Here is a 16001-nt window from a genome sequence, read left to right as displayed (position 1 = left end):
AAGTTTCTCCTGAAGGGGTGTGTTTTTAATTTTCAGACGACCTCTCTGACTGAGAAGGCCGTCTGAAAACTTATTTTCCTGTTCCTAAACGTTCCAAACGGTAGCTGCCGTTCAATACGTTTTGCCACCAGGTTTTGTTGTCCAAATACCATTGCACTGTTTTGCGGATGCCGGATTCGAATGTTTCCTGCGGTTTCCAGCCCAGCTCCCTGCCGATTTTGGCAGCGTCGATGGCGTAGCGCACGTCATGGCCGGGGCGGTCTTGTACAAAAGTAATCAAATCTTCATAACGCGCCACACCGGCCGGTTTTTCAGGAACAAGCTCTTCCAGCAGGGCGCAGATGGTTTTGACGACTTCAATATTGGCTTTTTCATTGTGGCCGCCGATATTGTAGGTTTCGCCGACAACGCCTTCGGTAACAACCTGATACAGCGCGCGTGCGTGGTCTTCGACAAACAGCCAGTCGCGAATTTGCATTCCGTCGCCGTAAACAGGCAGCGGTTTGCCGTCAAGCGCGTTCAGAATCATCAAAGGAATGAGTTTTTCCGGGAAATGGTAAGGGCCGTAGTTGTTGGAGCAGTTGGTTACAATGGTCGGCAAACCGTAAGTACGCAGCCATGCGCGGACGAGATGGTCGCTGGACGCCTTGGAGGCAGAGTAGGGGCTGGACGGCGCGTATGGCGTGGTTTCGGTAAACAAATCGTCTGTGCCGTGCAAATCACCATAGACTTCATCGGTGGAAATATGGTGGAAGCGGAAGGCTTCGCGCTTTTCAGACGGCATTTGTTGCCAATAGGCGCGTGCCGCTTCAAGCAGATTGAATGTGCCGACGATATTGGTTTGGATAAACTCGCCTGCCGAATCGATAGAGCGGTCGACATGGCTTTCCGCTGCCAAGTGCATCACGGCATCCGGCTGGTGTTGTGCGAATACGCGGTCGAGTTCGGCTCGGTCGCAAATATCCACTTGCTCAAAAGCATAGCGAGGATTATCGGCTACCTCGGCCAAAGATTCCAAATTGCCGGCATAAGTCAGCTTATCGACATTGACGACAGAGTCTTGGGTATTTTGGATAATATGACGGACAACGGCAGAACCGATAAAGCCAGCGCCGCCGGTAACAAGGATTTTTTTCATAAGTTTCAGAGGATAGTCAAAATAATATAAACGGATTATAGCAGACAGAATGTATGTTTTTCAGATTAAAGAAGCCGTCTGAAAACATCTCTTTCAGACGGCCTGTATCAGGTCAACTCAATCGTCGTAGCCATTTGGGTTGTTGCTGACCCAGCGCCATGAGTCTTCCATCATCTGCGCCAAATCGCGTTTGGTTTCCCAACCGGTCTGCGCTTTGGTGTAAGCAGGGTCGGCGTAGAAACAGGCCAAATCGCCATCGCGACGCGGTTTGATTTGGAACGGAATGGTCAAACCGGATGCCGCCTCAAAGGCACGGATGATTTCCAGTACTGAATAAGCACGCCCCGAACCCAAATTAAACAAGTGTACGCCCGAAACATCACTTTTTGCCTGCATCGCCGCCACATGGCCTTCCGCCAAATCCATCACATGGATATAGTCGCGCATACCCGTACCATCGGGAGTAGGGTAGTCGTCGCCGAAAACCGACAATTGCGGCAGCTTGCCTGAAGCCACTTGGCAGATATAAGGCAGCAGATTGTTTGGAATACCGTTTGGCTGCTCGCCGATCAAACCGCTTTCATGCGCACCGATAGGGTTGAAATAGCGCAACAAAATCACGCTCCAACGCGGATCGGCCTTTTGGATATCCGTCAAAATGCGCTCCACCATAGACTTAGACGTGCCGTAAGGGCTGGTCGTATCCCCCGGTTGCATATCTTCCGTATAAGGCACTTTACCCGGATCGCCGTAAACCGTAGCCGATGAGCTGAACACAATCTTAAATACACCGGCACGCGCCATTTCTTCAGCCAAAACCAAGCTGCCCGACACATTGTTGTCATAATATTTCATTGGTTCGGCCACGCTTTCACCGACTGCCTTCAAGCCGGCAAAATGAATGACGGCATCAATATCGTGTTCTGCAAAGATTTGACGCAACACTTCACGATCACGGATATCCCCTTGGTAAAAAGGCACAGACTTGCCGGTAATCTTTTCCAAGCGCGGGAGGATGTTGGCAGACGAATTGCATAAATTATCCAAAATCACGGCATTAAAGCCTGATTTCAGCAGGGAAACAGCGGTATGAGAACCGATAAAACCGGTACCGCCGGTAATAAGAATAGTCATTGGTTTCCCTTAATTAAAATTGTGTTTGGAAGTCGTGAAACCGGTTGGCTGAAAATACAAACGCTTTCAGCTGACCTGATGTAAATGTTGTCAAAGAGGGACTGTTTTATTTGGATATTGTATATTTAGTTACCTGAAAAGTTAAAAAATATGGGATAATTACAGTGTTATGCACAGGGTGCAAAGCGTTATCATTTCAATTTTAATAAAAGGATCTTACCATGTCAGTATCTAACGAAGTTTTGGCGTTGATTTCACAAGTTGCACAAAAACAAGTGTCAGCAAATGAAGAATTGTTGTCTACAGGACTTATTGATTCTGTGAGCGCAATGGATTTGGTTATGGCCATCAAACAAAAATTTGATGTTGATTTGCCGTTTGAGCAACTGGTTGATATTTTGGCAAACTCAGCCAATATTATTCAATATGTTGAGAATAATTATAAAGGCTAATCATGAAACAATTAAATGAATTCCAAAATCTTGATGATTTTTTGGAATACCGTTTCAACCAAACTTCGGGAAAAGCGTTAGTTAATGATACTCAGGAATGTTCTTGGGAAGAGTTGCGTGTAAAAATAGCCGCATTTATCGAGGCTTACAAAAGCATAGCAGATATTACCAAAAACATTCCTCTGGTGTTGCACGGCCATAAAGAAATTGATTTTGCAGTGGCAATTTATGCCTGCTTATTAAACAAAATCCCTTTTATTCCGGTGGATAGTATTTATCCTGAAAGCCGTCTGAACAATATCTGCCAACTGTCAAAAGCACGCTTTGTATACCGTTCGGCAACGCAAACTTTTGAAAAGCAGACTGACGAAGAAGTAGAGCTGGCTGAAAAAGATTTGGCTTACATCATGTTTACTTCAGGAACAACCGGCGCACCTAAGGGTGTGCAAATCGGTCGTGAAGCCGTGTTTAACCTGATGAAATGGATGAAAGAGCAGCTTAATTTAGCCGCACCTAATGTGTTTATGAATCAGGCTCCGTTTGCGTTTGATTTGTCAATGTACGAAATCTTTGGCAACTTGGCTTACGGCGGTTGTATTGTCATGAACAGTCGTGATGCTATTTCTAATCCTGTCACCTGGATTGATTTTTTGGCCAAACAACAAATTACTACTTGGGTTTCCACGCCTTCTTTTGCCATGCAGCAGCTGCTTAACCCTAAATGTAGTCAGGCTACTTTACCGAGTTTGAAAGAATTTTTGTTCTGTGGCGAAAAACTTGGCAAACCGGTAGTAAATATGATTTTTCAAAAATTTCCCGGTGTCCGTGTTATCAATACCTATGGTCCGACTGAGGCTACTGTAGCAACAACTTACGTTGATATTACACCTGATATGCTGGCGGCAGAAGAAGAGTTGCCTGTAGGCGTTGCCGTGCTTAATTCCAAATTAGAGATTGTTGACGAAGAGATTTGGATTAGCGGTAACCATGTAATGCGTGGCTATCTGAACAACGAAACTGAAAATGCCAAACGCTTGGTCGTACACAGTGCAGATAACCGTACTTATAAAACAGGTGACTACGGTTTTGAAAAAAATGGATTGTTCTATGTACAAGGCCGTAAAGACGAGCAGATTAAGCTCAATGGCTACCGTATCGAACTTTCAGAAATTGAAGAAAAAGTCCTTAACCTTAAGGAATTTGCCTTTGATAATGTGGCAGTAGTGGCTTTGAAACGCAACACAGGCGCAGTATTGCGTTTGGTGTGTTTCTATACAGCCAAGCAAAGTGCCGATACTCAGGAGATCAAAGACGCATTAGTACAAAATTTACCGTCTTACATGATGCCGTCTGAATTTATTCACATTGATGAAATTACAGTCAGCACCAACCACAAAACCGACAAAAAAGCATTGTTGGAAAAATATCAGCGAGGTTTATAAAAATGGATTTATATAAAATTCAGCAAAACATCTTACGAAAAACCAAGATTGATCCTCAAAAGGTTAACGCTTGGATTTATGACAATCAAAGTATAGTGTTCGATTTTCTGTTGAACGACTATTTTGTCAGCATCAGCTATTCAACATCAGGGCAAACTTTTAACTTTATTGAGCGTAATAAGAGCAAAGTTTCTAAAATTTCTATTTTTCCAAAATTCCTGAAATATATTTCAGAAGTTTATGGAAGTTACCCACAATCGGTTAATCAAGAAAAGACAGTATTGTCTTTTAAATTTGCTGAAGCCGATTGGGCAAAAATCGAGGATAAATTTAGTGAGATTTTAGAAGTTACTTCCATTTATCTTGGCAGCGAACTGTGCTACATCCTGAATGTTGAAAAACATAAAGGCATTAACTTAGCCGAGTACTTGAATAAGCCGGAAGTTGAATACATTGGTGTTAAAGGCGACAGTAATGAGTTTTTTCTAACCTATGCTCGGAAACATGGTTTAAGTAATTATGTTTATGAGCTAAATAATAGAGGCTTTTTAGCTGTTGAACACAAAATGGGCGTAAGTATGTTCCGTCGTGTGAATAAGCACAGTTATAAAGATCTTTTAGCCTATTTCCCAGACTCTTTCCATGAATTGGAAAATGTACTTTATACTGTTGAATCACCTAAATCCATTAACGCTAATAAGAAGAACTTATTAATATTATTTTCACATACGCATAAAAATAATGAAAATATGCTAGATAGGTATTATAGTCATCCATTTCCATTTATTGCTAATAGTATTATGCCTAATACCTATATTATCCGTGTAACTGATATAGCAGGTGCATTTGGTAGTCATGGTTTAAATACTAAGTTTGATGAAAATATTGAAGATAATATTCAGCGGTTTATCAAGAGTCTAATGAATATTTATGGAATAGAAAAGGAAAATGTAATACTCTCAGGATTCTCTTCAGGAGGTACTAGTGCTATCTATCATGGATTGATTGGGGGGTATAAAACTTTTGCTATTGATCCTTTTTTAGGTAATCATAATAGTTACTATAATGGGAAGGATCCTGTGTATTTATATTCAATCCGCAAACCGATTATGGAAACATTTAAAGAACTGCCTACCAAAATCAATCATAATTTTGAGAGTCAAGTGGTTATCTCCTCTGCTAAGGTTTCTGAGTTTTATCCAGATATTAAAGAATTTAAACGATCTTTGCCTGCAATCGTATTATATGAATTTGATTTTGAGAAGATCCAGAAACATACTGATTTCCCAAGTAATGCTTTATTCTTAATAAATACTATTATTAATAATCTACTGCTAGGAATTCACATCACTGATTCAGACATTAATTTGAATTAAGATCTGAAGTAAATGGATGGTAGAATTTGATTAGTTCAGCTATCCAATAGTAAAGGCCGTCTGAAAATATTTCTTTCAGACGGCCTTTATCAGGTCAACTTACATCTGCGCCAAATTAAGAATGTTAATACCAATCAAGAAATAGAGTATTTTTTAACCAGCTTAAAATCCTGCAAGTCTATAACAGTATCATGTATAAAAAAAATGAATTAAACTTTTTCAAAGCCTTATTCTTTAAATATTTCAAGTATTGCCAAAGATGAGTTACTGTTAAAATTAAAGGTATCAGAGGATTTTGTTAATGTTTTTTGCGAGCTTAATGCCAGTTTTGAATAGTACTCTCCAGATTTAATTGCAATATACAGTTGATATTCTGCTTTGGGTAAGTCAGAAATATCGATGCCTTTTAAATCAAGTGTTGTGAAATAGCCTTTGTCATAGATTACAAAATCACCATCAAACAGCTCTCTAGTCAGGTGGGGACGATGCAGTTTTGCTAAACCTTTGGTGTATGTTTCTCGAGTACGAGTATTCTGAAGAATCAGTTCATACTGTACATCGCTGTAATTGGATATGTGTACCCCTTTTAATACCGCAACACCTTCTATAAATAGAATCTTGTCTTTATATTCACAGTTTCTAACATCTACATAAGGAGTCGGATTCGCTACATTCGGTTTTGGTATTGGTTGAGTGCCAAAGAAATTGACTTCGCCTTGATTAAATCGGGGAGTCGCTTCCGAAGCTAATGCATAATAAATTCCAAGCAACAATGCGGTATGATGCGATGTAACCTGATTATGCTCTCGGACAAATGCCGAATAAGTTTTTAACAAGTTGAAATTCCGATATTTGCGGAAATCATCTAAATGCGGTTGAATCTCGGTTGGAAATTGGATATCGGCTTCCGAGGTCAGTAAATAAATATTCTTGTCTAAATCTTGATCTTTTTTCAATAGGTTTACTATTAGTTTATCAAGATAATCTATTTGTGCATTGTGATAGTTTTTTCCCATCATGTGGGTAGCAACTGATTTCCAGAAATTATCTACATAATTTCCGATATGAAGCTGAGGTACAGTAACCACAATGTTTTTAATATTCATGCTTAGGGCATGATAAAGGGCCGCACTCCCTCCTTTAGAAAACCCGGTAAAGGTGACATTTTCAGGAGATAGATTACGCTGATCTATTTGAGATTGGATGAATTCCTGTACGGCTTCTTTAACCCGAAAATCCATATCTATACACAGATAATAGGTATACATTCCTTGGAAATTATCATTAATCCAAATAACGTCAGCAGGACAGTCCGTCATAGCATTAATAAAGTCATAATTGCCAGGCGTTGCATTGAGAAAACCTGAAAATACGACGATTAAATGTTTAAAGTCATATTTACTGGGTTTATGTCGGTAAATAACTTCGATGCCATTACTGGCAGTAAAAATTTGTTCGTTCATTTTTCTTTCTTAACGGCTGGCTGCCTTATATGAGGCAATAGTTTTACTATCCGGGTACTTTTCTGTAAATTGTTCGAGCAATGTCTTTTCAGTTGTTGTGTTGCCTTGATTATGCAGTTCCTGCAGGTAGGCGGGAACCAGATCTTGCGGCATCATTAATAAATCTTGGCCAAAGGCACGGTTAATCTGAGTAAACAGTTTTTCACCGTTTTGACGCAGTTTTGCCAAACGTGCAATGGCAATTCGACATGCAATATCACCTCTTTGGTACTCTTCATAACGTACTAGATATTTATGAGCTTGTTGGAAATTGTTTAAGCGCATACAGAGATAGCTTGCTAAAAGTTCCAGCTTAAAGGTCTTTTTATCTTCAACTGTAAAAAATTTAGCCAATAATGTTTCAACCAGGGCAAGAGCAACAAAATACTCTTTTTTAAGAATTTTTTCAGCTAATAATTGAATTAGACGGTAATGTTCCGATAGCCCGGATGAAATATATTGGTTCAGTTTTTTTACTGATTTGACATTATTCTCTAAAGAGGCTGCCAGCATAGCAATTAATTTATCTTCTAAAGTACCAATATTGTTTTTAGAAAAATATTTAATTCCTAAAGTAGGTTTGCCAATTTGGAGGCTGACTTTAGCTTTCCAGTAGTCGGCATCAAAGGTAGGATGTTTCTCCAGCCAATTTAGTAATTCTATGAATCTATTATGTTTAAACAATATATTTGTACATTTGTTTTCATAATATATTCTTTCTTTCTGAGTTAGATCAGAATTTTTTTCAAGTAGAATTGAAATATGCGAAGCTATAATGCCCCAGTTATTAAATCGCTCAGCATTTACAATTTTATTCATAAGCACTGATTGGCTATAAGTACTTTCTGGTTTATCTAGATCGATAATAGCTTGATAGACTCGTTCGCAGTTACCACCTTGCTGGAATGGGAAAGTTTCCTCAATACGTTGTAAATATTCAGGCCTTGCTCTTCCGTCTTTCATAATTATACTTAATTCAGACAAGGTCTCTTCTTTGGTGAGGGTAACAGGCCCAAAGCCATCGTCTTCATAAGAAAAATAGCCTTTTTGATAGGTGTGGTTACCTGAAAAGAAAGACTCTTTATCAAATTGATAATAAATTATTGCTTTATTTAAATAAGCCATATCGAATGCGACAGATGAGTAGTCGGTAACTAATATGTTACAACGTCCAAAAAGGTTTTGAATGCTTTCTGTTTCATGTAAACCACTCCAAATTTTAATGTATTTAGGGACATCAAAAATTGCTAGATAAGGCTCAATATTTGGATGGGGAGCAAAAATTACTTCATAACCATATTTTTCAGTTAGCGCTTTCAGTTCGGATGAGTGTAGAAAAGTATGCCATTGCTGTGCATATTCTGTCTGCATGAAAGAATTATTTAATGTCCGAGTATTGCTGCCAATACCAATATTCTGACCAACAATATAGCTACGCCACGTCGGCATAATCAGAATTTTTTTGCTATCTGGTTGGTTTTTTTGTAATAATCTATCGTATCGAGGTAGGCCTGTTAATACGACTTCTTTTGCAGTCAATTTATATGGACCAAAATCAGCCTTTATTGATTCATATTCTGGTTTCGTTGTAGTAACAAAGCAATGCAAGTTTTTCTTAGTATTTATCCAAGCAGATAAGTTATCTTTAATAACTCCATGCTGTAAGAAAACAAATTTTTTGCTGTAATCATATAGATCATCAAAATAGTTATTGATGTGTTTTTCTAAGTGACTGGAAACAATTTTTTCCGCTTGACGTAAGCGTTTCTCAAATTCTTTACTACCAAATTCAACCAGTTTAAAACCTTCCTGTTTGAGACGATCCCAATCAGGAGCTGTTTTATTTAATGCAAAATAGCATGTTTGCTCAGGATGATTTTTCATCATATAACGATAGAAATGTTCAGCGTTATCATCCGCTTTAGTTTCTCTATCCATTAATAGCCAACTGCCATCTGACTGATATTTTTCAGACGGCGTAAATAAGCCAGTTAATTCTTCTATGGTAATACCCTTGGCAAAATTCTTTCCTCGGATGGAAATTCTCATCTTTTTTTGGTTTAAAAAGATGTTTAGGATAGCCGAGTGTTCAATATTCTCATATGAAACCCATAATCGTTTCTCATAAGCAAATAATTGTTCATTTAGAGTGTTAACAACTGTTTTCTCGTGAGTTGGAATAAGTTCATTATTGTCTGCTTTAATAGAATAGGGAAAGTCATGATGCGTGAAATAGCTGATTAAAAACTGTTTACGCTCACGATCAATATTTTCAATGTAGGCAATTTGGAAAGAAGGTTCTGCATTTTTAAATGCGCCTAACATACCAATTTTATGGAACATCCAAACGCCAGCTAAGTTAAACTCCATAACGGTTTTTTCATGGATGTATGAAAAAACAGTATTCATTAAGTTATAGAATTTTTGTTTTTGTACTTCGCTCAGAAAGTTAATTCGTTCAGGACGATTTAATAGGTATTGAACATACCAACTCATATCATAAAGTGCAGTTTTTTGAATAGAAGCAGGGACGGCTCCAAACCGTTCTTTATAGTTTTGGAGCATCGGGATGAAACCAAATTCAAATACATCTGAGTATTTTTCAAATTTTTGCCAAGAAGTATCGAGAGTTGACGTGCCATCATCTCGTTTACGGTAAAAATAGATTGCATCTTTATCAAAAATTACCTCGGAGTTCTGTAGTCCGAGTAGATAGTCAGCAATAAATTTACCATCTTCAAAATTTGGTTTAACTCTATGGTCAAACTGTAGTTGTTTTTCTTGGATTTTTGAATATCTGAAGAACGTAGAGGCTGCTGATAAATTAATAAATTTATCTAAATTGGCTACTTTAATAGCACGTGTTTTTTCAAATCGGAAACGTAAAGGATGTGTTGCTTTTATAATATTTTGATTTTCAATAAAGAATTCCATATTTGTTGCTAAAGCAACAGCAGATGGATTTTTACTTAAGTTACGATCTATTGATTTGAAATAGTCAGGGTGAAGAAAGTCATCAGGGTCTGTAAAAACAACCCATTCGGTTTCGACATATTGCAAGCCTAAATTACGCGCAGAGGCTTGTCCGCCGTTTTCTTTATAGAAATAGCGAATATTTTGAGGAAACTTCTGTTGCCACTTTTGAATAATCTCAGCTGATTTATCGACTGAGCCATCATCAACTAAAATAATTTGAATATGCTTTTTAAAGTTTAGTCTTTGTTTTGTCAGGCTGGAAAAGAAGTCATCTAGATATTTCTCAACATTATATACTGCAGAAACAACAGTATATTGGTTTTTCCCGGCTCGTTTAATTGGTAGATATCTTTTTACTTGTTTAATTCGTTTTTTATACATATCTACAAAAAAAAGTTTTGGGTCACGAAGAAGTTTTCTAAGCTTTCTATTCATTGTACGTTATCCAATATGCGTATTAATGTTCTTAATAGTTATTTAGATCAAATAGATCTTATTTGGGAAATTGTTGGTGTCGAAAAAGTAGAGTATTTAACCAAATTCTTCCAAAAAATTAATATGTTATACAGAGAATTTACTATAATGATAACATATTTTACAATGTGGTATAGGTGGAATAGCTGGCTTCTTGGCGTTATTTGGTATGGAATTTGTGGGGAAGGAGTGTTTCGCTATTTTTAACGAAGCTACATACCGTTTTGAAACTGCCGGTTTTAATAATGGAATGGTGAGTCAAGGAAGCGCATCGACAATTGTGATAAGGTATGATTTGCGAGGAGATTGCGGCCAGCAAAGAGGATGCTAGGTTTTTTAAGTCGTTTCATTTTTGCAATGTGGTAAAAATCGGACGTCGTTTTTCAGACGGCCTAAATTGATTTTCAGATGTTATAATGATGGAATTGAATTCCAAGTATATTAGGATTTTATCTGTGTTTAAAGCTAAATTTTTTGGTCAGCGCGGGATGTTGCTGATGTTCAGTACAGTATTGTCGGCGTGTAGTCTTCTTCCTGCTTCCGGTCCAAGTACTGGTAAAGTTGTTGCGTTGGGGCAACAGAATGAGGCAAATATTCCCGATGTGGAATTAGTAGATGTTAATGCTGATGTGGCTGCTTCTCTTTATCAAGCTCAAGTTGGTCAATCCTTGGCCCAGCTGGGAGAGGGCTATGCTTCTGTCGGTGCCATTGACGTCGGCGATATGTTGGATATTACGATTTGGGAAGCTCCTCCGGCTGTGTTGTTTGGCGGGGCTTTGTCGTCTACCGGTTCGGGTAATGCGCAGCAAACGAAGCTGCCCGAACAGATGGTCAGCTCTTCAGGCACGATTTCTGTGCCATTTATTGGCGATGTGTCTGTCCTTGGTAAAACACCGGTTCAGGTGCAAAACATTATTAAAGGCCGTCTGAAAAAAATGGCGAACCAACCGCAGGTCATGGTGCGCATGGTACAAAACAATGCGGCGAATGTATCGGTTATCCGTGCGGGTAACAGTGTACGTATGCCTTTGACGGCTGCAGGCGAGCGTGTGTTGGATGCGGTGGCTGCGGTGGGCGGTTCGACTGCGAATGTACAAGATACGAACGTACAGCTGACACGCGGTAATGTTGTGAGAACGATTGCTTTGGAAGATTTGGTGGCGCATCCGCGTCAAAATATTTTGTTGCGTCGCGGTGATGTAGTCACAATGATTACAAATCCGAGCACATTTACTTCTATGGGTGCAGTCGGTCGCTCACAGCAGATCGGTTTCTCTGTGAAAGGCTTGTCTTTGGCCGAGGCTGTGGGACGTATGGGCGGTCTGCAGGATTATAGTGCAGATGCGCGCGGCGTATTTGTATTCCGTTATGCGCCTTTGTCTGAGTTGCCGCCGGAAAAACAATCTAAATGGGCCGAAAAAGGCTATGGCGATCGCGCGGAAATTCCTGTGGTTTACCGTTTGAATTTGACAGATGCGAATTCTATGTTTTGGATGCAGCGTTTCCCTGTGAAGGATAAGGACGTGGTGTACGTATCGAATGCGCCGTTGGCTGAAGTACGTAAGTTCTTGTCATTTGTGTTCTCACCGGTGGTTAGCGGTGCGAGCAGTATTAGTAATTTAACGAATTAATGGGGAAAATAATGTCTGAACAAGTTTCTGCAAATGTGGATGTGAAACCGGAACAACCGGCTCCTGAAAAGAAAAAGACCAAGAAGTCTTGGTTGCGTAAGATTAATCCGTTGCTTTGGGTAACGGTTATCGTGCCGACTTTGTGTTCCGGTGTGTATTACGGAATATTTGCTTCTGATCAGTTCACATCCCAGTCTAGCTTTGTGGTGCGTTCTCCTAAGAGCCAATCATCTTTAAATGGTTTGGGTGCCATTTTGCAGGGTTCGGGTTTCTCTCGTGCTCAAGACGATATTTATACCGTGCAGGAATATATGCAGTCGCGTTCGGCTTTGGACGCGTTGCGTAAGAAAATGCCCGTTCGTGATTTTTATGAAAAAGAAGGCGACATTTTCAGCCGTTTTAATGGTTTTGGCCTGCGTGGCGAGGATGAGGCCTTTTATCAATACTACCGCGATAAGGTATCCATCCATTTTGACTCTGTCTCAGGCATTTCCAATTTGAGCGTTACATCGTTCAATGCCGGTGAATCTCAAAAGATCAATGATGCTTTGCTCAAACAGGGTGAGGTATTGATCAATCAGCTGAACGAGCGTGCGCGTCAAGATACGATTCGTTATGCTCAGGAAGTGGTCAACTCTGCTGAAGAGAAAGTTAAAGAAGCTTCTGCCCAATTGACAAAATTCCGTGTGTCCAACGGTATTTTCGACTTGAAGGCGCAATCTGATGTGCAAATGGGTTTGGTGTCCAAATTGCAGGACGAGTTGATTGTCATTCAAACCCAGCTTGACCAGGTAAAAGCCGTTACGCCTGAAAACCCGCAAATTCCAGGTTTGATTGCGCGTGAGAAGAGCTTGCGTAAAGAAATCTCGCAACAAATGAAAGCGATTTCCGGCGGCGGCGAGGGTTCGTTGTCCAATCAGGCGGCGGAATATCAGCGCGTGTATTTGGAAAACGAATTGGCCGAGAAACAATTGGCTGCGGCGATGACTTCTTTGGAAAGTGCGAAAGCGGAAGCAGATCGTCAGCAATTGTATTTGGAAGTGATTTCCCAGCCGAACAAACCTGACTTGGCGCATGAGCCAAACCGTCTGTACAACATTGTGGCAACGTTTGTCATCGGTTTGATTGTCTATGGCATTGCTGTGTTGCTGTCTGCAAGTATCCGTGAGCATAAAAACTGATGAAAGAGCTACATAAAACATCGTTTTTGGAGTCGCTGCTTATCCAAAAAAGGGTAATCGGCGCACTCTTAATGCGTGAAATTATTACTCGCTACGGTCGTAATAACATTGGTTTTTTGTGGTTGTTTGTCGAACCTTTGCTGCTGACTTTGGTTATGGTGTTGATGTGGAAATTCTTCCGCATGAACAACGTGTCAGCTTTGAATATCGTGGCTTTCACGCTGACAGGCTATCCGATGATGATGATGTGGCGTAATGCTTCCAATCGTGCCATCGGTTCGATTGCGGCCAACACAAGCCTGCTGTATCACCGAAATGTACGCGTTTTAGATACCATTTTTGCGCGTATGTTGTTAGAGATTGCCGGTGCCACCATTGCGCAGGTTGTGATTATGTTTGCATTGGTCCTCATCGGCTGGATTGATGTACCGGCAGATATTTTCTATATGTTGTTGGCTTGGCTGCTGATGGCAATGTTTGCCGTTGGGTTGGGATTGGTCATCTGTTCGGTGGCGTTTCACTTTGAGCCGTTTGGCAAGGTTTGGAGTACCATCAGTTTTGTGATGATGCCTTTGTCCGGCGTGTTTTTCTTCGTACACAACCTGCCTCAGCAGTTGCAACATTATGTATTAATGCTTCCGATGGTGCATGGTACAGAAATGTTCCGTGCCGGATATTTTGGTAACAGCGTTACGACTTACGAAAATCCTTGGTATATTTTGTTGTGTAACTTGGTTTTGCTGCTGCTTGGTTTGGCGATGGTGGCGAGATTCAGCAAAGGGGTTGAGCCGCAATGATTTCAGTTGAACATGTTTCCAAACGCTATCTGACCCGCCAAGGTTGGCGGACAGTCTTGCACGATATCAACTTCAAAATGGAGAAGGGCGAGAAAATCGGTATTCTCGGCCGCAACGGTGCAGGTAAATCGACGCTCATCCGTTTGATCAGTGGCGTTGAGCCGCCGACTACGGGCGAAATCAAGCGGACAATGAGTATTTCTTGGCCTTTGGCATTCTCCGGTGCGTTTCAAGGCAGTCTGACCGGTATGGACAATTTGCGTTTCATCTGCCGGATTTACAATGTCGACATCGATTATGTGAAGAACTTTACCGAAGAGTTTTCCGAGCTGGGTCAATATCTTTACGAGCCGGTCAAGCGTTATTCTTCAGGTATGAAGGCGCGTTTGGCATTTGCTTTGTCGTTGGCGGTAGAGTTTGATTGCTATCTGATTGACGAAGTGATTGCGGTTGGCGACTCGCGCTTTGCCGATAAATGTAAGTATGAGTTGTTTGAAAAGCGCAAAGACCGTTCCATCATTTTGGTGTCGCACAGCCACAGCGCCATGAAGCAATATTGCGATAATGCGATGGTGCTGGAAAAAGGGCATATGCACCAGTTTGAAGATATGGACAAAGCCTACGAATATTATAATTCGCTGCCTTAAAGCGATTGTTTTTAAATCAGGCCGTCTGAAATTTCAGACGGCCTGTCCGTTGGAATTCTATTGATGAACATTACTCAAATTCTCTCCCAAGAACTTTCGGCTACCGCCGCGCAGTGTCGCATTGGAAAAGTTTTGAAATGGTTGGTTCATTCAATATGAAAAATTTAATCCTAAAAATTTAATGTTAATAGAAGGCACCAAATGACCGAACAATCCAATGAAATCCAAAGTATTAGCGACTTAACTCAAATTCTTAAAGAATTGGGAGAGCCAATACATGGCAAAACACGCTTCTTTCGCGGGCATGCAGTACAAACATGGCAAATTCTTCCTAGCATTTATCGTGAGCAATACTTAATTGAGAACGAAGATAAAATCATCAAAGATGCTCTAACCAACTGCCCTGATGACTTTTCACCAAATGATACGTTATTTGAGAAACTAGTTAAGTTGCAGCACTATGGATATGCCACACGATTACTGGATTTAACAACAAATGCATTGGTTGCCTTGTATTTTGCTTGTAATAAAGAAGAACATCATGAAGAGCTTGGGGAGTTTATTATTTTCGACATTCCCGATACAAAAATTAAATATGGGGATAGTGATACCGTAGCTATCTTGGCTGCACTATCCCTTCGAAATAAAGATTTTGATTTCTCAGAATATATGAGGAATTCAGATATCATTTCTAATAGAGAGATAAAAGAAAAAGCTTTAGATGAGATACATCTTACAATTCAAAGAATGGAAACTCTTGAATACCTAAAAAAACAAGCACCAGATATAGAAAAATTTCTTCAACTAGATGGAACTAAACAACTATATAATCTTGATGCTATAAAATTAGAAAACTTCAATAACCAGAATGAGGTCATTTCATTGATACATGATGTTCGCACTGATAAACCTAGTTTTCGCCCAGTTATTGAACCAGAAGATTTAACCCAAGTTTTATGTGTCCGTGCCAAACTCAACAATATCCGGATTTCTAGGCAACAAGGTTGCTTTTTACTTTTCGGTATTAATAATGAAAAATGCAATCCTGCTGAAATTTCAGATGATTGGAAACGGCTTCCAACAAAAGGAAAAAGGTTTATCGTTAGAAATAAAAAACAAATCATGCAGGAGCTCAAAGCATTCGGTATTAGCAGGCAAACCCTCTTCCCCGAGCTCGAAAGCCAAGCTCAAGAAATCATGTCGCAATACAAGCCAAAATAACCTTTTAGGCTACCTGAGAATTTTACTTAA

At 40.0% G+C, this 16001-nt stretch carries 12 protein-coding genes; 8 read left to right on the top strand and 4 right to left on the bottom strand.

All coding sequences use genetic code 11. From position 1 onward, the window contains the following. Window positions 1–70: 70 nt before the first annotated feature. Together rffG and galE are read right to left on the bottom strand one after the other, a co-directional pair. On the bottom strand, window positions 71–1138 hold the full coding sequence (rffG, locus tag RRV97_RS08805) for a dTDP-glucose 4,6-dehydratase (protein ID WP_315611307.1): 1068 nt from the start codon (window positions 1136–1138) through the stop codon (window positions 71–73). Between the two features lie 117 nt (window positions 1139–1255). After that, a complete protein-coding gene (galE, locus tag RRV97_RS08800) occupies window positions 1256–2272 on the bottom strand; it encodes a UDP-glucose 4-epimerase GalE (protein ID WP_315611306.1) in 1017 nt (338 codons plus the stop codon). Between the two features lie 221 nt (window positions 2273–2493). On the opposite strand from galE, the gene RRV97_RS08795 reads away from it, so the two are divergent. From RRV97_RS08795 to RRV97_RS08785, 3 genes are read left to right on the top strand one after another with little or no spacing between them, the layout of a single operon-like run. Further along, on the top strand, window positions 2494–2724 hold the full coding sequence (locus tag RRV97_RS08795) for an acyl carrier protein (RefSeq protein ID WP_003747973.1): 231 nt from the start codon (window positions 2494–2496) through the stop codon (window positions 2722–2724). A gap of 2 nt (window positions 2725–2726) precedes the next feature. Further along, window positions 2727–4166, top strand: a complete 1440-nt coding sequence (locus RRV97_RS08790; RefSeq protein WP_315611305.1) for an AMP-binding protein — start codon at window positions 2727–2729, stop codon at window positions 4164–4166. A 2-nt stretch (window positions 4167–4168) separates the two neighbouring features. Further along, window positions 4169–5542 carry an XcbB/CpsF family capsular polysaccharide biosynthesis protein gene (locus RRV97_RS08785; RefSeq protein WP_315611304.1) on the top strand — a complete coding sequence of 458 codons (1374 nt, stop codon included), beginning with the start codon at window positions 4169–4171 and terminating at the stop codon, window positions 5540–5542. A 227-nt stretch (window positions 5543–5769) separates the two neighbouring features. On the opposite strand, the gene RRV97_RS08780 is transcribed toward RRV97_RS08785, so the two are convergent. Both RRV97_RS08780 and RRV97_RS08775 read right to left on the bottom strand, forming a co-directional pair. Further along, on the bottom strand, window positions 5770–7005 hold the full coding sequence (locus RRV97_RS08780; RefSeq protein WP_315611303.1) for a hypothetical protein: 1236 nt from the start codon (window positions 7003–7005) through the stop codon (window positions 5770–5772). Between the two features lie 9 nt (window positions 7006–7014). Further along, window positions 7015–10455, bottom strand: coding sequence for a CDP-glycerol glycerophosphotransferase family protein (locus RRV97_RS08775; protein ID WP_315611302.1), 3441 nt, complete (start codon window positions 10453–10455; stop codon window positions 7015–7017). A 494-nt stretch (window positions 10456–10949) separates the two neighbouring features. Here RRV97_RS08775 and RRV97_RS08770 point away from each other — a divergent pair, with 494 nt between their 5' ends. The 5 genes from RRV97_RS08770 (at window position 10950) to RRV97_RS08750 (ending at window position 15971) form a co-directional block, all read left to right on the top strand. Beyond that, the gene (locus tag RRV97_RS08770) at window positions 10950–12125 is read left to right on the top strand and encodes a polysaccharide biosynthesis/export family protein (protein ID WP_315612256.1); all 1176 of its coding nucleotides are present in this window, start codon (window positions 10950–10952) and stop codon (window positions 12123–12125) included. A gap of 11 nt (window positions 12126–12136) precedes the next feature. Further along, on the top strand, window positions 12137–13306 hold the full coding sequence (locus tag RRV97_RS08765) for a capsule biosynthesis protein (protein WP_315611301.1): 1170 nt from the start codon (window positions 12137–12139) through the stop codon (window positions 13304–13306). After that, the gene (locus tag RRV97_RS08760) at window positions 13306–14103 is read left to right on the top strand and encodes an ABC transporter permease (protein WP_285070929.1); all 798 of its coding nucleotides are present in this window, start codon (window positions 13306–13308) and stop codon (window positions 14101–14103) included. The genes RRV97_RS08765 and RRV97_RS08760 overlap by 1 nt, the downstream gene beginning before the upstream one ends. Further along, window positions 14100–14750: an ABC transporter ATP-binding protein gene (locus RRV97_RS08755; RefSeq protein WP_036492188.1), complete on the top strand. Its 651-nt coding sequence runs from the start codon at window positions 14100–14102 to the stop codon at window positions 14748–14750. The genes RRV97_RS08760 and RRV97_RS08755 overlap by 4 nt, the downstream gene beginning before the upstream one ends. Window positions 14751–14951: 201 nt before the next feature. Continuing rightward, the gene (locus RRV97_RS08750; protein WP_315611300.1) at window positions 14952–15971 is read left to right on the top strand and encodes an FRG domain-containing protein; all 1020 of its coding nucleotides are present in this window, start codon (window positions 14952–14954) and stop codon (window positions 15969–15971) included. Window positions 15972–16001 lie beyond the last annotated feature (30 nt).

The sequence above is a fragment of the Neisseria sp. DTU_2021_1001991_1_SI_NGA_ILE_055 genome (assembly GCF_032342915.1).
Classification (GTDB): Bacteria; Pseudomonadota; Gammaproteobacteria; order Burkholderiales; family Neisseriaceae; genus Neisseria.
This window is presented reverse-complemented; position numbering and strand designations above follow the sequence as displayed.